At 37.7% G+C, this 19527-nt stretch carries 13 protein-coding genes; 6 read left to right on the forward strand and 7 right to left on the reverse strand.

Annotation, left to right across the window (positions count from 1 at the left end):
- The first annotated feature begins 19 nt into the window (after positions 1–19).
- The 3 genes from M23134_RS03855 to M23134_RS03865 all read left to right on the forward strand — a co-directional run bounded on the left by M23134_RS03855 (position 20) and on the right by M23134_RS03865 (position 6869).
- Entirely contained in the window at positions 20–1120 is a 1101-nt protein-coding gene (locus tag M23134_RS03855) for a putative type IX sorting system protein PorV2 (protein ID WP_002694058.1), read from the forward strand.
- Positions 1121–1165: 45 nt separating this feature from the next.
- Positions 1166–6199 (forward strand): putative type IX secretion system sortase PorU2, encoded by a 5034-nt coding sequence (gene porU2 / locus M23134_RS03860; RefSeq protein ID WP_002694059.1) that lies wholly within the window; start codon positions 1166–1168, stop codon positions 6197–6199.
- A 253-nt stretch (positions 6200–6452) separates the two neighbouring features.
- Positions 6453–6869: a YbjN domain-containing protein gene (locus M23134_RS03865; protein ID WP_045112938.1), complete on the forward strand. Its 417-nt coding sequence runs from the start codon at positions 6453–6455 to the stop codon at positions 6867–6869.
- 56 nt (positions 6870–6925) lie between these two features.
- Here the strand turns inward: M23134_RS03865 and M23134_RS03870 are convergent, their stop codons facing one another.
- From M23134_RS03870 to M23134_RS03895, 6 genes are all read right to left on the reverse strand, one after another.
- The gene (locus M23134_RS03870) at positions 6926–8608 is read right to left on the reverse strand and encodes an ATP-binding protein (protein ID WP_002694061.1); all 1683 of its coding nucleotides are present in this window, start codon (positions 8606–8608) and stop codon (positions 6926–6928) included.
- A 256-nt stretch (positions 8609–8864) separates the two neighbouring features.
- On the reverse strand, positions 8865–9611 hold the full coding sequence (gene fabG / locus M23134_RS03875) for a 3-oxoacyl-[acyl-carrier-protein] reductase (RefSeq protein ID WP_002694062.1): 747 nt from the start codon (positions 9609–9611) through the stop codon (positions 8865–8867).
- Between the two features lie 135 nt (positions 9612–9746).
- Complete coding sequence (locus M23134_RS03880) at positions 9747–10871, reverse strand: fatty acid desaturase family protein (protein WP_002694063.1); 1125 nt, start codon at positions 10869–10871, stop codon at positions 9747–9749.
- Between the two features lie 225 nt (positions 10872–11096).
- Positions 11097–12224, reverse strand: coding sequence for a fatty acid desaturase family protein (locus tag M23134_RS03885; RefSeq protein ID WP_002694064.1), 1128 nt, complete (start codon positions 12222–12224; stop codon positions 11097–11099).
- A 324-nt stretch (positions 12225–12548) separates the two neighbouring features.
- The gene (locus tag M23134_RS03890) at positions 12549–13280 is read right to left on the reverse strand and encodes a GIN domain-containing protein (protein ID WP_045112939.1); all 732 of its coding nucleotides are present in this window, start codon (positions 13278–13280) and stop codon (positions 12549–12551) included.
- A gap of 49 nt (positions 13281–13329) precedes the next feature.
- A complete protein-coding gene (locus tag M23134_RS03895; RefSeq protein ID WP_002694066.1) occupies positions 13330–14463 on the reverse strand; it encodes an acyloxyacyl hydrolase in 1134 nt (377 codons plus the stop codon).
- A gap of 348 nt (positions 14464–14811) precedes the next feature.
- Here M23134_RS03895 and M23134_RS03900 point away from each other — a divergent pair, with 348 nt between their 5' ends.
- Positions 14812–15654, forward strand: a complete 843-nt coding sequence (locus M23134_RS03900) for a tetratricopeptide repeat protein (protein ID WP_002694068.1) — start codon at positions 14812–14814, stop codon at positions 15652–15654.
- An 83-nt stretch (positions 15655–15737) separates the two neighbouring features.
- On the opposite strand, the gene M23134_RS03905 is transcribed toward M23134_RS03900, so the two are convergent.
- The gene (locus M23134_RS03905) at positions 15738–16595 is read right to left on the reverse strand and encodes a nucleoside phosphorylase (protein WP_002694069.1); all 858 of its coding nucleotides are present in this window, start codon (positions 16593–16595) and stop codon (positions 15738–15740) included.
- 184 nt (positions 16596–16779) lie between these two features.
- Here M23134_RS03905 and M23134_RS37490 point away from each other — a divergent pair, with 184 nt between their 5' ends.
- The gene (locus M23134_RS37490) at positions 16780–18657 is read left to right on the forward strand and encodes a DUF389 domain-containing protein (RefSeq protein ID WP_053337236.1); all 1878 of its coding nucleotides are present in this window, start codon (positions 16780–16782) and stop codon (positions 18655–18657) included.
- A 28-nt stretch (positions 18658–18685) separates the two neighbouring features.
- Positions 18686–19513, forward strand: a complete 828-nt coding sequence (locus tag M23134_RS03915) for an asparaginase (RefSeq protein WP_002694072.1) — start codon at positions 18686–18688, stop codon at positions 19511–19513.
- Positions 19514–19527 lie beyond the last annotated feature (14 nt).

The raw sequence follows: 19527 nt of genomic DNA on the forward strand, positions 1-19527 counted from the left end.
TTAAGTATAAAACAATAAGATGTTTAAGAATTTATTACTGCTATTTATTACTACATTAATTTTTAGTAAAACGTATAGTCAAAGTTCCACTAGTAGTGCAGGTGGTGTTACTGCTCCCAAGTTTAGCAATGAGTTTATGAATATAGGAGTAGGTGCACGTGCTCTGGGTATGGCAAATACTCAGGTATCTATTGTCCAAGATGTAACCTCAGGTTATTGGAATCCAGCAGGTTTGCTGGACATAAAAAGTGATTATGATGTGGCGTTGATGCACTCTGAGTATTTTGGAGGCATCATTCAGTATGATTACGCTGGCTTTGCGGTGCCTATAGACTCTATGAGTCATTTAGGTATCTCTGTCATAAGACTAGGCGCAGATGATATTCCTGATACCCGGTTTTTATACGATGCTGACGGACGCTTAAATTATGACAATATCCGTTTTTTTGGGGTGGCAGATTATGGTTTTCTAGTATCCTATGCTCGCCACTTGCCCTGGATCAAAGGGCTGAAGGGGGGCGCCAATTTTAAAATTATCTATAGAAACGTAGGTAATTTTGCCAACGCCTGGGGTTTTGGTTTAGATGCTGGCTTAAAACTAGACCTTAAGAATGGTTGGCACTTTGGCGCAATGGCAAGAGATATTACAGGAACCTTTAATGCCTGGGCACACAATACTGCTTTGGTAGCTGAAGTTTTTGCCCAAACGGGCAATGCTATTCCAAGAAACTCTATTGAAATTACCTTGCCTCGCTTGATATTGAGTGCTTCTAAAGAGTTTGTGATTCATAAAAAATTTGGGGCACTCATTGCTGTTGACCTGAATACTACTTTTGATGGACGCAGAAATGTACCCATTCAAACCGAAAGAATTTCTATTGATCCTGGAATGGGAGTGGAACTTAACTACTTGAAAAAAGTGTTTCTAAGAGGTGGAGTGCACAATATTCAGCAAATTAAAGATACCAAAGGGGGAACGTTTACCTCTTTTCAGCCCACTTTTGGTGTAGGTATAAATATCAGTCGTTTTACTATCGACTATGCTTTTACTGATGTAGGCAATCAGTCTGAAGCATTATACTCCAATGTTTTTTCATTGAAAGTAGCCATCAATAAATAAAACATCCCTGCTAAAAGCTCAGTTTACGATAAAATCAATTCTCTAATGAAATTTAATCATACAAAATACTACTACTTGTTCTTGATTGCCATGATGATCTTAGGGGCGGTAAATGCCCAAGCTCAAACTTATGGCAATGAATGGATTAACTATAGCCAACAGTACTATAAAATTCCTGTGGTAAAGAAAGGAGTGTATAAGATAAGTTATACACAACTTCAGAGTGCAGGTATTCCAGTAGCATCAGTAAAACCCAAAAATCTCCAAATATTTCATCGGGGCAAAGAACAAGCCATTGTGGTAAATAGTGCAAGTAATGAGGTATTCTCTAGTAGTGATTATGTCTTGTTTTATGGAGAAAAGAATGATGGAACTCAAGATGCTTTGATGTATAAAGATCCTGCTTGGTTGGTAAACAAATACTATAATTTATACTCAGATACTACCGCTTATTTTCTTACCTGGACAGTAGATGGTTCTTTAGGGAAACGAATGATTGAAACCAATGAGGCTAATACTGGTGGCCTTACAGCAGAGAGTTATCACTGGAAAGAGGAGTTGTTAGTGTTTAATAATCAATATGCCCTAGGACGAAAATACCCCATAGGTACTACAAATAGCATATATATCAGCGATTTTGATATTGCCGAGGGGTGGGTAGGTTCACCTATAGGAGCAGCTGGTGCCAATTTTAATTTCAATGTTAGCAATATTAACAGTGGGAGTGGAGTAAAACCAAAGCTTGAGATAAGGTATATAGGACGAAACTCAGTAAAGGTAAACAAGACTAAAATATATGTAGGCAACTCTACTGGAAACTTACGTTTGCTGGACGATGTGCAAACTGTTTTTCAAGTAAACTATACTTATACTAAAGAAATAGAGTTAAGTGATATTTCGGGTACTGGTCAGGTAGTTGTTCGGTTAGAAGAGCCAACGGGTAGCATAAGCATAGCATACATTAAACTTACCTATCCACAGAGAGTAGACATGCAGTCTCAGGCAAGTTACAACTTTAGGTTGAGAGCAAACGGAGGAGGTAAGTCTTACCTGGAAATCAGTAGTCCAGTAGCAAATGCTCAGGTGTTTGACATTACAGACAAAGATAATGTAGGAAGGGTGATCACTGGAACGAATGCTGGAAAACTTACTGCCATTGTCAATAACACTGCAATTGAGCGCCAGCTGTATGTGAGCAATAATACCTTGTTTGACAATGTGATTGGGATTGAGAAGGCTCCCTTTAGAAATATAGATGCGGCCAAACATAATTATTTAATTATTACACATGCGTCTTTACGACAAGCCACAGGAGGGGTAAGCGACCCTGTACAGGCTTATGCAGCTTACCGAGCATCTACCGAAGGAGGAGGGTTTGATACCTTGACAGTCAATGTAAAACTACTCTACAATCAGTTTAATTATGGCGAGTATAGTCCACTTGCTATTAAAAAATTTGCTCGTTATATGTACGATAAGGGGAATCCAAAATTTTTGTTTTTAATAGGTAAAGGATTGTCAATTGACCAGTCTGCAACAAGCTTAAACCCTCGAATCATTCCTGCCCATCGTGGACAAGATTTAATTCCACCTTTTGGTTACCCACCTTCTGATGTAATGTATACTGCTGGGTTTAACCCTATAAGCCCTCAAACTCCTATGATACCTACAGGTAGGCTTAGCACCCGGTTGGCTAGTCAGGTACTTAATTATTTAAACAAAGTAAAAGAGCATGAGGTACTCAAAGGCGAAGCCATTTGGATGAAGAATTTTATTCATTTAAGTGGAGGAAATAATGCCAGTGAGCAGCAATTATTGAGAGCTTATGTCGATTCTTATGCTCAATTGGCTTCTGGGGGACTACTTACCCCCGTTTTTACTACTTTGTCTAAAAACATTTCTCAACTTGTAGAAGTAATTAATGTGTCAGAGTTGGTAAACCAGGGAGTAGGGGTCATTACCTTCTTTGGGCACTCTGCTGTAGGTGTTACCGATTTAGAAATAGGTTTTGTGACAGATGACATAGAGGGGTACAGAAACAAGGGAAAGTATCCGATGATTATAGCCAATGGTTGCCAATTGGCCAGTATATTTAGTGGCGATTTCCGGTCACTTTCAGAAGACTGGATCAATACAGCAGATCGGGGCTCTATCGGGTTTCTTGCTCATACTTATATAGGTTATACAGTACCACTGTGGCGTTACTCACAAAGGTTTTATGCAGTAGCTTTCAATAGTACCCAGTTTGTGGGCAGACCAGTAGGCGAAATTATTCAAGAAGTAATAAGAACCCAACCAAGAACAAATGAACAAGCAGAAGTAACGGTTGATCAGCAAATGTTATTACAGGGAGATCCTGCCATACGTTTAAGCAGGGGCAACAAGCCAGACTATTACACTTCTAGTGAGTTTGTCACACTTAAATCTTTTGATGGTAACCCTTTGTCAGCGGTTTCAGATTCGTTTCAGGTAAATGTAGTAGTGGCAAATGTAGGCATTAAAGATAACCAACCTTTTAGAATGTCAGTAGAGCGAACTTATGCTGATGGAACAAGCACTGTTTATACCAATAATGTAGATTACTCTCCTATCAACCTGCAAGATACTGTGTCGTTTACAGTCAAACGTGATCCAGCTAAAAACGGGAGTGGCTTGAACAAAATAAAAGTACATATTGACTACTTGAACAATATTGATGAAGTAAGTGAAACTAATAATATTGCCGAAATAGAATACTTGTTTCAGGCCCAGGGAGCGGTTCCTTTGAGTCCGTATGATTTTAGTATAGCTACCAAAAATCCCATTGATTTTACTGCTTTTTCAGGATCACTTACAAACGAAAACAGACAGTTTGTATGTGAAATAGATACGCTTAACTCTTTTGATAGTCCAGGCAAAAAAACAGTTTTTATACAGCCAAGCTTATTGCTCAACTGGAGCTCTGAGGTATTTGCGGGTGATACAGGGCAAGATAGTACTGTATATTATTGGCGGATTAATTATGCTGACCAGATAGGTAACCCTAACCCTACTTCTTTGTGGGCAGACCGTTCTTTTACTTATATTCCTGGAAGCCCAGAGGGATGGTCACAAAGCGAGTTCTCCCAATTTGAAAAAGACATCATTACAGGAAACCTGCAGCTAGATAAAGCGAATAATCAGTGGAAGTTTAAGAGTGTTGATACAAAACTGGCAGTGAATACTTCTGGCGCTAATGCATCTAGTCCACTTACCCAGGTAATGTATAACGGCATCCCTTTAATTACTCCATCAGACTGTGCGGGTGACCAAGTCATAGTGATGGCGTTTAAAAAAGAAACTTTTCAGCCTTATCTATTATTTACTCCTTCTATTACAAACCCTACTTGTGGGCGTAACGGTAACAGTAGTGGCAATGGTTTGTCTGCCAATGTTTATACCAATGCTATGACTACTAATTTGAAAAACTACCTGGACGCAATACCTAGCGGCGACTATGTCTTATTATTAAGCAAAGGGAATGTAACATTTAGTAGTTGGGATGCTACTATCAAAACTGCTTTACAAAACGTAGGGGCAAGCTCAGGAGCTTTGAACACATTGCAAAATGGGCATCCATATATATTATTGGGGCAAAAAGGGGGGAGTGCTTTACAAGAGGTGATTTCTACCAGTTTATCAGGGCAAACCTCAGAAAGTATTGTCATGAACTATAATTATACCGAAAGCTTTTCTTCTGGTGAGGTTACAACATTACCTATAGGACCTGCCAAAGAATGGGGCAAACTCTATGGTAAAATGGTTGCAAATGCCAATGATGTAATAACTTATCAGATCATAGGTATTAACACTCAAGGTCAAGAGTCGGTAGTATTTTCTCAGCAAGCAGCTTTACCCTCAGAGTTTGACTTGAAGAATATACTAAATGCTGGAACCTACCCATTTATCAGGCTAAAATTGGTATTAAAAGATGAGGTCGATTTTACTCCAGCTCAGCTTAAGCGCTGGATGGTCACCTATGAAGCTTTGCCAATACCTGAAGGACTGATAGATATAGAGACTATTGGTAAAGAGAAGTATGTAATTGCAGACAAACAAGAAGGGGAAAGTGTGAATGTTGAATTTGCTTTTAGAAATATTACTGATGTAGCGTTTTCATCCGATTCATTATGGGTACGTTATGTGCTCACTACCGACAATAAGGAGGTACTGAGAGACTCAGTGAAAATACTTGCCCCTCAACCCAAAAGTGTGGTGAGGTTTAGTCGACAAATAGAAACTTTGGGTAGGGTAGGAGCCAACGTGCTCACAGTATATGTAAACCCCCGGATAGCAGCAGAGCTGTATTATGACAATAATTTGTATCAGGTGAATTTCAATGTGCTTAAAGATAATGCCAACCCTATACTGGAGGTCTCGTTTGATGGGAGGCAAATTATGGATGGTGAAATCGTATCGCCCAGCCCAGTCATTAATATTCGTTTGAGGGACGAAAATTCATTCAAAGTGCTGACTGACACTAGTAACTTAAATGTTTTATTGAGAAAATGTGAAACTTGTGATTTTGAAACAATCGTATTCAGCGATCCTAACGTGAAATGGACAAGTGGCCCTAGCTTGACTGAAGTAGAGTTTCATCCTAAAAACCTGGCAAATGGTCAATATGCCCTAAAGGTGCAAGGGCGTGATGCTTCGGATAATAAAGCTGGGGTAAACCCTTATACTATTAATTTTGAGGTAGTGAACGAGTCTACTGTAACCCATGTGTTTCCTTATCCTAATCCCTTTTCTACCAAAACTCAATTTGTTTTTACGCTTACCGGGGGAGCAATACCTGATGAGATGAAAATTCAGATAATGACCGTTACCGGAAAAGTTGTGCGGGAGATTACCAAGGAAGAACTTGGCCCAATAGTGATAGGGAATAATCGGTCTCAGTATGCCTGGGATGGCAGGGATGAGTACGGCGACTTGCTTGCCAATGGGTTGTACCTTTATCGTGTGGTAATGAAGATAAACGGACAACCAATAGAACAGCGAAAAACCAGTGCTGACAAGGCATTTAAAAATGGCTTTGGTAAACTATACATCTTACGATAGTGGTATTTAGTATAATCTTTGAGAAGAGAAATCTCTTTTAATGATTGAGACTTTATTATAACGCTTAATAAGCAAGTGCAAAGTTTCAATTGTTATTAATTAAGTAGTCAGAGTTGTGAATGTTCAAATGGTGATGGGGTGATACATAGCAAAAAATGTGACCAAACAACCATTGAATGATGCAGCAATGGTGAATACTTATTCTGTTACTTACTTAAATTAATCGTAGTTTATTACCTAATAGAAAGCCATTATGTCATATAAAAGCCAAGTTGAAGAAATGATTCAAGAGTATGTTGAGTCGGTTGGTTTGACCAAAAAAGACACTTATAATGCTGAGACTGATTCGTGGAATTGGAAGAGAGGATCAGCATCTATAGAAGTATTTATTGCAGATGGAAAAAACAATAGAGAGTACCTGTGTATTTACTCTCCTTTGATGAAGATTCCAGCAAAAGAAGAATTTAGCTTTTACCGCCATTTGTTAGAACTCAATTACTCAAAATTGGGTTTAAAATTAGCTATCCGCTCTAGTAGTGAATTTGTATACGCGGTGTCAGAACGAGATATTAATGGAATGGATTACAACGAGTTGAGTGTGTGTATCAAAGACCTAGAGTGGTGGGCAGACAAGTTAGATGATGAGTTACAAGAACTTTTCCCTCATTGATAGTTTATTCATATAAGACCAAAATAAAAGCGGAGATTGTACAACGGTCTCCGCTTTTATTTTTTAAAGCCTATCATACGGTCATTCTTCCCAAAAAACTCGTTAGTGCATAATTCTCTTAGTTCGGCTATGTTAGGTAGGCTGTCTTTAAGTATATTCTCAAGGGTGTATTTTCTTACTACATTGGCTATTTGCCCACCAGTAAGTAAAAAATCCCTTGCTAGTTTTTTTGCATCTTTGTCGCTTATATCAGCAATTTTTGATTGCCAAATTAATTGACGGGTTTTAGTATCAGGTTTGTGAAACTTTACTTTATATAAAAAACGTCTTTCAAAGGCGTTGTCCAGGTTCATATTCATATTAGAGGTAGCAATCAAAATACCTTCAAAATCTTCTAGCTCTTGTAGTAAGATATTTTGCATGCTGTTGTTCATCTGGTCTACACTTGATGAAACTTCATAACGTTTACTTATCAGTGCATCAGATTCATTAAAAAACAAAATAGGGCACTGATCATAATAATCTTTAGCTTGTTTATAGGTTTTAAACACCTGCTTTATTCTCTTTTCTGACTCTCCTACATACTTATCACGAATAGATGAAATATCTACCAATAACAATGGTCGGTTGGTGGTATGTGCCAAGTTATAGGCTATTTGGGTTTTTCCGGTGCCAGGGTCTCCATAAAGCAAAAAAGTAAGCCCAGATGCATACCCCATTTTCTCAAACTTAGTGATGGTTTTCTTAAAATTATTCTCTTCCAACAGTTCAAAAAACAAATCAAGTTGCTTCTTTTCTTCTTGGTTGAAAAAAAGCGACACTGGTTTTATCTTTTCTGGGGCAATGAATATGCAATGTTTAGGATTAAAGGGTTTGCTTTTTTCCAAAGCCCCCAAATCTTCAGAAAATAATAAATCTATAGCTTTGTCAGTAAGTGCTAACTCTTTACCCCCATAAAAACTATCATCAACAAAGCAGGCAAGGTCTTGCTCAATCAATTGCGACTGCCCTGAAAACAGGTTTTTCTTTGCCCTGATTTTACTTCCCATAGAGTCGTATACATAATATATATAACGTTCTATGTCTGCTTCGTTTGAGTCGTTGGCAAAGGCATGGCAAAGGTGTACTAACAATAGTGTATCATCTTCATAAAGATTGAAGTCCAAGATGCTTTGTACAAGTTTAAAACGTTTAGCCTCACGCTTTAACAAATCCAGCCCTTCAGTAAAAAGTTCGTCGGTAGGAATGTTGTTTTTTTCCCGTTCGCAAATCATTTCATTGACTCGCTCTATTACTTCATACACATCTTCAAAATGATCGTTTTTTGGGATAGATTTATTAAGGGAAATAGCATTGAACACATAGTTTGATACGTGAAAACGGGTGGCAATGACTTTCATATCATACCCAGTATTTTTGATGAGTAAACGTTTACTCACCAGGCTTTCTAACACAGGAGAAAGGCTTACAATAAAGAAGGGATTGCAAGACAGGTATTGAGTAAGACTATCCAAATCGGTATCTTTTCCGCTAATACTCATTGCAAACATTACAGAGAAGAGCCAGGCTTCGTCATCGCTGCAGTGAAGAAAATCTTTTACAACTTTGGTTTCTTCACGCAAAGAGTGCAAAATTTTTGTTTTATTTTGATCGGTTAGTTCAGATTCTTTAAAAGCCATTGATAGCTTTTCTATGCTTTTAAGAACTAAATTAGGCTCAATGTTTTGAATATTTTTCATGGAGATTGTATAATATATACTATACCTTGGGATTGTGAGATACCATCTTTAAAAATAACGAATAATGTAGATGAATGTTAGTAGTTAGGGGTAATGAAACTATCAGAAACATTACAATGTCTAAAAAAACAAAATAAAAATCACTTCAAGTTTTTATATAAGTAGTGAAATAGGGTATTGATCTTTTAAGAAAAAATAAAAAATAAGGCAGTTAATATATACTTTACGTAAAAACTACATTAACTGCCTGTTTGTTTTAAGTAAGCATTCCGCCGTCTACTTGTAGCACTTGTCCAGTCATATAACTTGACATGTCAGAACCTAAGAATGCCACACAATCGGCCACCTCATTGGTCGCTCCTGCTCTTTTCAATGGTATGCCTTGTTTCCATTCGTCAACTACTTTTTGGTCAAGCTCGCCTGTCATTTCAGTTTCTATAAAACCGGGAGCTACGGCGTTAGAGCGCACATTTCTTGAGCCTAGTTCTAATGCTACCGACTTGGTAAAACCAATGATTCCCGCTTTTGACGCAGAGTAATTGGCTTGTCCGGCATTGCCTCTTATGCCTACTACCGAAGTAATATTCACAATAGACCCACTTTTTTGCTTCATCATTTGACGCATACTGGCTTTGGTCAGGTTAAAAACTGACTTAAGGTTTACTTCTATTACACGGTCCCATTGCTCTTCAGACATCCTCATGAGCAACCCATCTTTTGTAATACCTGCATTATTTACCAAAACATCTAACCTGCCAAAATCTTGGATGACATTATTTACAAGCTCTATAGCTGCCTCATGGTTTGACGCATCAGAACGATACCCCTTTACTTTACCGCCCGCCTGCTGCAACTCTTGCTCAAGTGCTTGACCTTTCTCTACACTAGATAAATAAGTAAAAGCTACCTGGGCGCCTTGTTCAGCATATTTCTGCGCAATGGCTTTTCCGATTCCTTTTGAAGCACCAGTAATCAGGGCTACTTTTCCTTCTAATAATTTCATTAGTAATGGGTTTAACGATATAAAAATGAACGCTATTAATAAGCAAAAACCTTATGATCTTTATCAAATCATAAGGTTTTAATATTTAAGGGTGTAAAAAACGAAAATTATTCAAATAAAAACAAAAAAGAGGTTTTAAGCAGGGGTTGATTGTAGCTCTACTTGCCCCAATTGTTTCAATGTTTTTAGATGAGATTTTATTGCGCTGCGAAATGTAGGCATTTCATTATAAGGCAGGTTAAACTGTTGTGCAGTGTTTTTTACAATGTCAGAAATAGCTTTATAGTGCACATGGCAAATGTTAGGGAACAAGTGATGCTCTATTTGAAAGTTAAGCCCCCCTACATACCAAGATAATAACCTGTTGTTACGGGCAAAGTCAGCGGTGGTGTGTAGTTGGTGGGCTGCCCAGGTATTTTCCAGGTTGTCTTCATTGTCCAGTACTTGATGGTGTTCAGTGTTTTCTACTACATGAGCCAATTGAAAAACTACACTTAGGATAATGCCTGTAGTAAAATGCGCTACACAAAATCCAATGGCAAGTTGCCATACAGTAATGTCAAGCAATAGGTAAGGCAACAAGAGTACACAGCCTAAATAGGCAAGTTTAGTAAGTATAAGAATGGTTACCTCTTTGAACTGGGTAGTTTTTGCCTTGAACTGAAAGTTTTTGCTGGTATAGCTTATTACCTGAGTAAAGTCCTTGACCAAAACGGCCAGGGTGAGAAAGCAATAAAGAGGCAAAGCATAAATGTGTTGATATTTATGAAACTTTTTTAGCTCAGCGTAAGGCGACAAACGAATGATAAATTTACTGTCGATATCTTCGTCCATATCGTAGATATTGGTATAAGTATGGTGCAGTACATTGTGTTGTATTTTCCAGGCAAAAGTACTGGCTCCTAACAAATACATGGTATTGCCCAGAACTTTGTTGATAGTTTTGGAAGGGTAAGCTGAGCCGTGATTAGCATCATGCATCACACACATTCCGATACCAGCTTTGCCAATACCAATAAGAAATGTGAAAAATAACATTACCCAGATTGAAAAATATCCAGTCAAAATCAGTACAAATGGTATAATGTACAAACCAAGCATTGTTGCTGTTTTAATGGCAAAATGATGATTGCCATATTTAGAAATTTCATTTTCTTTGAAATAATTATCTACATTTTTGCGAAGTGTAGAAAAAAAATCAGCCTTGCTTGTTGGGTAAAATCGCAACTTGGCGGCTTGAGGGTCGTTTTTGCGACTCATAATGAAAAATAGTATTTTAAGATTGTGTGTGATTGATTGACTAGCCCTCAACACTCCCAAAACCAAAGTATGATACTTTATATAAACGGTATTATAAAGAAGAATTAAAAGCTATATATTGTACCCTTTGATAGTATGGGTATAACTGTCACTTAAATTTTAAGTAAAACATAAGCACTTTATCTCTGAGACAAAGTGCTTATGTTTTTTGCAGGCAACACAGTTTTAGGCATGGGTAGGCTGTAACTCATTGCTTCCCAAAGCCTTCAAGGTTTTTAGGTGAGAAACTATAGCACTGCGAAATGTAGGCATTTCATTGTAAGGCAGGTTAAACTCTAGTGCGGTGTTTTTCACAATTTCAGAAAGAGCTTTGTAATGCACATGGCATATATGAGGGAACAAGTGGTGCTCTATTTGGAAGTTAAGCCCTCCTATGTACCACGATAATAGCTTATTATTACGGGCAAAGTCGGCGGTGGTGTGTAGCTGGTGTACAGCCCAGGTATTTTCCAGGTTTTGTCCATTTTCTGGAATATGATGATGTTCTGTATCTTCTACTACGTGCGCCATCTGAAAAATTACACTCAAAATAAACCCTGTAGTGAAGTGAGCTACACAGAAGCCAATCAGTAGTTGCCACCAGGTAATATCAACCAATAACAAAGGTAAACCAATAGCTACTAGCAGATAAAGAATTTTGGTAGAAAAAAGAATAAGAACTTCTTTTGCCTGGTTGGTATTTTTCTTTTTAAACTGAGAGTTTTTGCTGGTATAGCGAAACACCTTGACAAAGTCTTTAAAAAGCATCGAGAAGGTCATCAGGCTGTAGAGAGCAAACGCATAAATGTGTTGGTATTTATGTATTTTCTTTAGTTCAGCATAAGGCGATAAACGGATGATAAATTTTGTTTCTATATCTTCGTCTACTTCAAATACATTGGTATAGGTATGATGCAACACGTTATGTTGAATACGCCAGTTAAATGCACTGGCACCTAGTAGGTACATAGTACTTCCCAGTAGTTTATTGACTGTTTTAGACGGAGAAGTTGCTCCGTGGTTAGCATCATGCATGATACACATGCCTATACCAGCTTTGCCTACTCCAATCAAGAATGCGAAAAACAGCATTGCCCAGGCCGAAAAAAAGTTGGTAAGAATCAATACAAATGGTATTACATATAAACTCAGCATTGCAATAGTTTTGAATGCAAAGTGATTGTTAGCATACTTTGAAATTTGGTTTTCTTTGAAATAATTATCTACATTCTTACGAAGTGTAGAAAAGAAGTCTGCCTTGCTTGTTGGAGAAAAGCGTAAACTGGCAGTTTGAGTAGCATTTTTATGACTCATAATGAATACTAAGTGAAATTAAAATTTTATTGTTATTTTATACATTCAAGTCCGAGTTGTGGAAAGGTTTTGTAACAGGGGAGAAGTTTAGGGAAAACTGAGTTGTTTAATTAAGAATGATTTTAAATTACGTTTTCAAATATAAACTTACACCTGTTTTAATCAAAAAATGATAAACTTATACAAAAATGTATCTATTAAGGTTTACGATAAGCCTATAAATATATTCAATAATATAGTATAAAGCCGTGTGATGCAATATTTTGTTTGAAAATATCAAAAATAAAAGGTTTTATTTAGGGTAAAGTATTGATAGTGAAGATGTTATTTTTTGATCACCTTGCCTATACCAGTGCCCCCTACCTGAATATTTTCAGGTTCATTGTAATAAAATACATTTCCCTGGTTTTGTGGGTTAAAAGTTACATTCAGCGATTTTACCGGAAATACATGCATATTATTAATATTTTCGTGCAGTACATCTAGTTTTTCCACGCGAAGTTTTTCTGCAAATATTTCTCCCATCCCATTGGTATGTAAAAACGCAGTACTAGAACTTCCTTCAAGATGGATATAAGACGTACTTGAGGTAAACAGGTTGATCCTATTTGCCTGAATTTTTAAGTCAATATCACCTGAGTTTTTACAAAGAATATTTAAGTCGTTTACTTCAAGTGTTTCTGTAGTATGTAGCTTACTAAAACCAAAATGTTCGATATTTTGGACAAACTTAGCGCCTATGCTCATTTTTACAGGAGTATTATAGCTTCTTGACCAGTCACAGGTATTTTCATTGGTTACTTTCAGAATACTGCCCTTTACTTCTGTTTTGACAGATGAAATAAGGTTTTTACCTGCTTCTACAGTAATTGTTCTAATCGTATCGTTACGTAATATTACTTCTATGTTGTCACTAATCAAAATAGAAGTAAAGTCACTTACAGTTCTTTCTTCTTTAACAATTTCGCCTGTACGTTTCAAACATTCTGCGGGGTTACAAGCATGGTTAATTAACAAAACAAATAAGCTCAATGTATATAAAAAAATCTTTTTCATTGTCATTCAAATATGTTGAGAAAGTTTACCAAGTTTTGAGGATTGATGTTTAGAAATAATAGCCTAAAGACCATTCTATGGCTTCGGCTACCCCCAAATAAGTTTTAAAAGTATACTGCCCAAAAAAGTGTTTATGAAAATAATATTTCATTCCATAACGTTGGTAAATAGGCATATCTACTGGGGTATTATCAGGTTCTTTGCTAAAAGGACGATACACGTAGTAACCCAGTTGTGTAACAAGTGCCAAACGACCAGCCAACAGTTCATGACCAGCTACAATGGCTACTCTACGAAAATCTGGTACAGGTTGTTGGGCATTGGTGTATAACCTGCGAGCATACTGCTCCAGTGCCGTATTTCGTGAATATTCTATGCCAATATTCAGAGCACTCTTACGCCCTACCCGTTTACTTGCCAACGCTGTAATGCTTACTATATGGTTTTTACGAGCTTGATTGGCGTCTAACTCTATAATACTGCCTGAAACTAGAGCATGAAAGCTCCACTTTTTTTCATAATTGGCCAAAGAGTCTTTGAGCACTACGTGTTCGGTATGTGGAGTATAGGTGACTCCCAAACTTAAAGATGGAATGTTAATACTGGCATTGGGCAGGCTATAGGCCGCGTTGGAGTAGTGACTTAGGTCAAGCCCTGTATGTAATTTTATGCGTGAATTGATCCGGTAATTATACTCTAGCCCCATATACATTACGTTATTGAATTTGCTGCTGAACATCAGGTTTTTGGGGTTAGAGTGTATAGTCCAAGGGTTGTTGGTATAGACGACTCCTGGACCAAGTTTAAACTCTAACCTTGAGCGACGGTTTTCACTTAGACGCCATTTCATGAATGGCACCAATGCCCAAGCCTCACCTAAAATGGGGTTTCTGAAGTCAAAGTAAAAAAGAGAAAGTCCTATCTGAGGAAAACCATAGGCAGCTTCCCAGCCGTGTTTTCCGGTAGTAAGCCAGGAAGCGTTGACTTCGAATCCTGCTGGGTGTGAGCTTGATAAGTGACTTACGAGCTCTCCATTGTTAATAATAGAGCCATAGTGAGCAGAAACACTAAACTCCTTGGGTACAAAACGGGAAGACTTGCGGACTTTTTTGAGCGGCTGAGCCTGTAGGTATGTAATTGAAAACAACCCTAACAAAAAGATTGATAAAAGTAAGTTTTTCATTATAACTTGGGGTATCAAATAAAAGAGTTTTAATTTAGGAATAGTTGAAAAATAGGTTACTTATTCGTGGAGGCTTCTTTCTGAGATAAAGTACTTACTTTTTGTGGTACGGGCAAAAGAAGCTCATAGTCTCAGTGGAACAAAAAAACGTAACCCAAAGAGCAAGCTCAGCAAAGCTAATCAGGATGAAAAAATCACCTCCAAAACGAGAAAATATTTTTTGTCTATTCTTTAGGTTAGTTAAAACAGAAAAAATAAAGTGTTCCAAGAGAAGGTAATGCCTGTTTGTTGAACAGTGTTCTATGGAGCAGGTTATTTTTATAGTTTTACTTATTAAAAATCCATACAATGCAAAGATATATATTTCTTGGATTATGCCTTCTAATAACAGCAAGTAAACTCAAGGCACAAGAAGCAAAAGCAGTTGCATATTTGCAAAAAGCAAAGAAAGCTTATCAGAGTAAAAAGCTGGGAGAAACCCAAAAGTATCTAGACAGTGCTTTACAGGTAGATAATACATATGCAAAGGCGTATGCCAGGAGAGGTTTGTTGAAGTATGAATTGTCTGAAATGGACAACGCTTTGAGCGATTATGGCAAGGCCATTGCCTTGGTTGAGCGTCAATCGCGTAACGATTACTTATTTTTGGCAAAACTATACTACAGAAGAGGGGCTACTTATCATCAAAAATTATTGAATAAAAAAGCCCTGAAAGATTTTAATAAAGCCCTTAAGTTCAACCCCCAATATACCCAGGCTTATGTGGCAAGGGGCGTTTTGAGAGAAAATAAAAATAACCTGAAGGGTGCCCTCAAAGATTATAGTAAGGCAATTAGTACCGATACTACCTTTGCTATGGCGTATTACAACCGTGGATTGGTCTATTATAACCTAGATAAAACAGCTAAAGCATTGACAGATTGGGCTAAGGCATTGAGCATCAATAAAAAATATGTAGATGTATACCTTGCCCGTGCTTTTGCCTATCAAGCCAGAGAAGATTATACCATGGCCCTACAAGATTACAATCAAGCAATTAAATATAATGTGTACAGTGCAGAGGCTTACTTAAACCGAGGGGTAGTATATCAAAAACTGGGAAAGAAAAACGAAGCCTGTGCTGACTGGAAACAATCGATAAAAGTAGGAGGAATAGAGGCACAAAAATACCTTGACAAATACTGTAAGTAAGAGCTTGTTTAAACTTTTGTGTTTAGAGTGATTTCCGATGTGTTTTAAACAAGCTCTAATATGAGCACTTCAAAAATAATTTTTTAGACCCTTTCTAAAACAGTCTCAATCATTCGTTCTATTACTTTTTGAGGATTAGACGAAAACTGATGGTTGATACGACTGGCAATAATGGCATTGACTGAGAGTATTTTGTGCCCCAAAAGCTTGGCCATTGCATAGTATCCAGAGGTTTCCATTTCAAAGTTGGTAAGCTTGAAGTTTTTATGGTTAAAGTTTACAAGTTTCTCTATATATTCACTGTTTTTAGGCGAAAGCCGCAATTTGCGCCCTTGTGGAGCATAAAACCCTGGACAAGTCAATGTATTGCCTGGCAGCATATCAAAAGCAAATTGTTTTTTGAGGTCGGTATCACAAGCCACTGCGTAAGGAGTAAAAGGAAGCGCAAGGTTTTGTTGTAATTTTTTTCCAATGGCCATTTCATTCTCGGTTTGAGGTAAATTATAAAAACACATCAAGGTATCGAGTCCTATGCCATATTCAGAAACCAGTAGACTATCTAGAGGAATGTCTTGCTGCAAAGCCCCTGAGGTTCCCAACCTGATGATAGACAAAGATCGAGTGCTGGGGTTGGGGGTTCGGGTTTTCAAATCTATATTGACTAAAGCATCCAACTCTGTCATCAAAATCTCAATATTATCTGTACCCATCCCCGAAGATATAACGGTTACCCTTTTACCGTTCAGTAAGCCCGTATGAGTGACAAATTCACGCTTTTGGATACGCAATTCTATTTTGTCAAAATAACGGGACACCATTTCTACCCGGTTAGGATCACCTACGGTCAAAATCGTGTCAGCAATTTGTTCAGGCAACAAATGTAAATGATAAATGCTACCATTGGGGCTTAAAATGAGTTCAGAAGATGGTATAGGCTGCATATTAGTATGGTGGTTAAAACCTTTGAAAATAATTTTAAATCAATCTGCCAATTACTGCAAAAAATGCGAAAAACGCCTACATTTGATATTAAATTTTATATTTGTGTGTCAAGTAATTCTGTTTCCTAAAACTTTCATTACTTTTAAACATACAAACATCATTTACTAACTGATCTAACTCCCCATGTTTAAATTACATTTCGTGGATAAGCTCAGGTCATTGTGGAAAAGCATATATGCTAATTTGGATATTCTGCATGACTCGGCTCCTTTAGCAACAGTAAGAGAAATCGATGCCAATATTGAGGTTAGAGGATACAATATTTGGATATTGGTTTGTTCGGCCTTGCTGGCGTCTATAGGCTTAGACACGAATTCTACTGCGGTGATTATTGGTGCGATGCTTATATCGCCCCTGATGTCGCCAATATTGGGGGTGGGACTAGGCTTTGGTATCAACAACCGCCAAATGCTTGAGCGTTCAGGCAGAAACCTATTGATTGCTACGATTGCCAGTTTGCTGGCAAGTTGGTTGTATTTTGCATTTACGCCTTTGGGTGAAATTACCCCAGAGATTTCGGGTAGAACTAAACCTACTTTGCTTGATGTATTGGTGGCGTTTTTTGGTGGGGTAGCAGGGGTGGTTTCAGGTTCACGCAAAGAAAAAACCAACGCTATTCCGGGGGTGGCCATTGCTACAGCCTTGATGCCTCCGCTTTGTTCGGCAGGCTTTGGGTTGGCAAAAATGGAGTGGACAGTGTTTTTGGGAGCTTTTTACTTGTTTTTTATTAACGCCGTATTTATTAGCCTTTCTACATATTTAATAGTACGATACCTTAAGTTTAATGAAATAATTAAAGCTGAGCGTAAAGCCAGGGTAAAGGTATTGAGCGAAAAAGCTGAAACCAAAAAAGGGTTAAGTGTTGATGAGCAGTCAGAGTTGGCGCAGGTAAAAATGGAACAGGCACAAGAGCTAAAAGACCATCAAAAAAGGTTTTTTGCCCGGTTAATCCCTTATTTCTTAGTAGCTGTAATAGCTCCAAGTATCTACTTTTTATTAACCTTTATTCAGGAGCAACGCACCAAAAACCGCATAGAAGAAGTAGTAAACGAACAGTTGAAGCGAAAAGCAGGCTTTGATATTATTCGTTCGGAGGTAATTGATAAAAGTGATAAAAAAGAGATTAAACTGTATATATCGGCTCAAAAAGAAATTACGCAAGTAGAAAAAAGAAACCTGAACGATGAACTGAACCGAAGTGGTTTGGGAGATTACACCCTAAATATTTCCAGAATTAATATTACCAAAGACGAAATAGACGAGCTTAACTCGAAGATTGTGGCTAACTTCTTTGACCTGAAGAATAACTTTACTACGCTCGAAACCAAGTTTGACTCTTTGCAAAGAGCACAGCTAAAAATTCAACAGCAGCGAACCAATGTCGATTTTATGGTGCATATATCTAATGAGTTAAAAATATTTTATCCTTTAATAGATAGTGTTACAGTGAAACCTTTGCCTAATTTTTTGGTCATTGATAATTCTAAAAGTATGTCTAACCTTAGCAAACGCAGTTCGGTAGAAATAAGAGACCTTAAACACTTTAAACTGGATTGGGACGGAGTATTTCCTGAGATTACCCGATTAGACTCAGTAGAGTTACTGACCTTGCGTAAGGGAGGGAAAAAAAACAAACATCCACATTTTAAACTTTCTTGGACGTCATTTTTCCCTAAAATAGAACAAGTAAAGAAAGAAAATGTAGCGATAAACCAAAAGACGAATCAAAAAGACAAAAACAAGGATCAAAAGAAACCCAACGCTTTGAGTGTAAATAAAGAACAACGGAGTATTACCACGGTTACCTTGTTTTGGCAACAAGATTCTAGCAGAAGTCTGCCAATTAATGTTCCAATGGAACAGGAAAGGATTGAACGTTACTTTATGACTAACCTGAAACTTGACAGCGTAAAAAGTGAGTTGAAGATTCAGCATTTTGTTATGCAACCACCCCAAGACAAAGACGAAACCCAAGAGAATGAACCACCACCAAAGAAGTAAACAAGAAACTGGTGTTGACTGAACTAAAATGAAAGTAATACAAATAGATACTGCTACCCCCAATCCTCCCGAACAGGCAATTTTAATTATTTATACTGGAGGAACCATAGGAATGGTAAAAGACCCAAAAATAGGAGGGGGGTTTGTTCCTTTTGATTTTGAACAAATTTTGGAGAAAATTCCTGAGTTGCATCATTTCGACATGCAACTTACGCTGTATTCGCTTGAGCCTTTGATAGATTCTTCAGACATTACTCCTGAGTATTGGTTGCGTATATCACAAGTAATACAAGAACATTATGCCCAATATGATGGATTTGTAATACTACATGGTACAGACACTATGGCGTATAGTGCTTCTGCGCTTAGTTTTTTGTTAGAAGGACTCAATAAGCCAGTCATTCTCACCGGAGCTCAGTTGCCCATAGGTACAGTGCGCAACGATGCCCGCACTAATTTATTGACCTCAATAGAAATAGCGGCTGCCAAAAAAGATGGAAAGCCACTTGTGCCAGAGGTTTGTATTTGTTTTCATGACCTGTTGTTGAGGGGCAATCGTGCCAAAAAGCTTGAAAGTGCCCACTTTGACGCTTTTCAATCCGAAAATTATCCTGCATTGGCCACTATAGGCACCCATATCGAGTACAACTTTTCAGCAATATTACCCTACAATTCAGCACGCCAACTGCAGCTACAACCTGTCATGGAGTCTAATGTGGCAATATTGAAGATGTTTCCGGGGATTTCGGCAAAGGTGGTAAAAAACCTGTTAAGTACCGAAGGTTTAAAAGGAGTAGTTCTTGAAACCTATGGTTCGGGCAATGCCCCTACCGTACCTTGGTTTATCGAACTTTAAAAGAAGCCATCAGA

The sequence above is a fragment of the Microscilla marina ATCC 23134 genome (assembly GCF_000169175.1).
In the GTDB taxonomy this organism is placed as follows: Bacteria; Bacteroidota; Bacteroidia; order Cytophagales; family Microscillaceae; genus Microscilla; species Microscilla marina.

What these genes read in the sequence shown, in the direction of transcription:
- M23134_RS03915 (WP_002694072.1), top strand. Translation starts at nt 18,686, where the DNA reads ATGAAAGTAATACAAATAGATACTGCTACCCCCAATCCTCCCGAACAG.
- M23134_RS37490 (WP_053337236.1), top strand. Translation starts at nt 16,780, where the DNA reads ATGTTTAAATTACATTTCGTGGATAAGCTCAGGTCATTGTGGAAAAGC.
- M23134_RS03890 (WP_045112939.1), bottom strand. Translation starts at nt 13,280, where the DNA reads ATGAAAAAGATTTTTTTATATACATTGAGCTTATTTGTTTTGTTAATT.
- M23134_RS03900 (WP_002694068.1), top strand. Translation starts at nt 14,812, where the DNA reads ATGCAAAGATATATATTTCTTGGATTATGCCTTCTAATAACAGCAAGT.
- fabG (WP_002694062.1), bottom strand. Translation starts at nt 9,611, where the DNA reads ATGAAATTATTAGAAGGAAAAGTAGCCCTGATTACTGGTGCTTCAAAA.
- M23134_RS03870 (WP_002694061.1), bottom strand. Translation starts at nt 8,608, where the DNA reads ATGAAAAATATTCAAAACATTGAGCCTAATTTAGTTCTTAAAAGCATA.
- M23134_RS03880 (WP_002694063.1), bottom strand. Translation starts at nt 10,871, where the DNA reads ATGAGTCGCAAAAACGACCCTCAAGCCGCCAAGTTGCGATTTTACCCA.
- M23134_RS03905 (WP_002694069.1), bottom strand. Translation starts at nt 16,595, where the DNA reads ATGCAGCCTATACCATCTTCTGAACTCATTTTAAGCCCCAATGGTAGC.
- porU2 (WP_002694059.1), top strand. Translation starts at nt 1,166, where the DNA reads ATGAAATTTAATCATACAAAATACTACTACTTGTTCTTGATTGCCATG.
- M23134_RS03855 (WP_002694058.1), top strand. Translation starts at nt 20, where the DNA reads ATGTTTAAGAATTTATTACTGCTATTTATTACTACATTAATTTTTAGT.
- M23134_RS03865 (WP_045112938.1), top strand. Translation starts at nt 6,453, where the DNA reads ATGTCATATAAAAGCCAAGTTGAAGAAATGATTCAAGAGTATGTTGAG.
- M23134_RS03895 (WP_002694066.1), bottom strand. Translation starts at nt 14,463, where the DNA reads ATGAAAAACTTACTTTTATCAATCTTTTTGTTAGGGTTGTTTTCAATT.
- M23134_RS03885 (WP_002694064.1), bottom strand. Translation starts at nt 12,224, where the DNA reads ATGAGTCATAAAAATGCTACTCAAACTGCCAGTTTACGCTTTTCTCCA.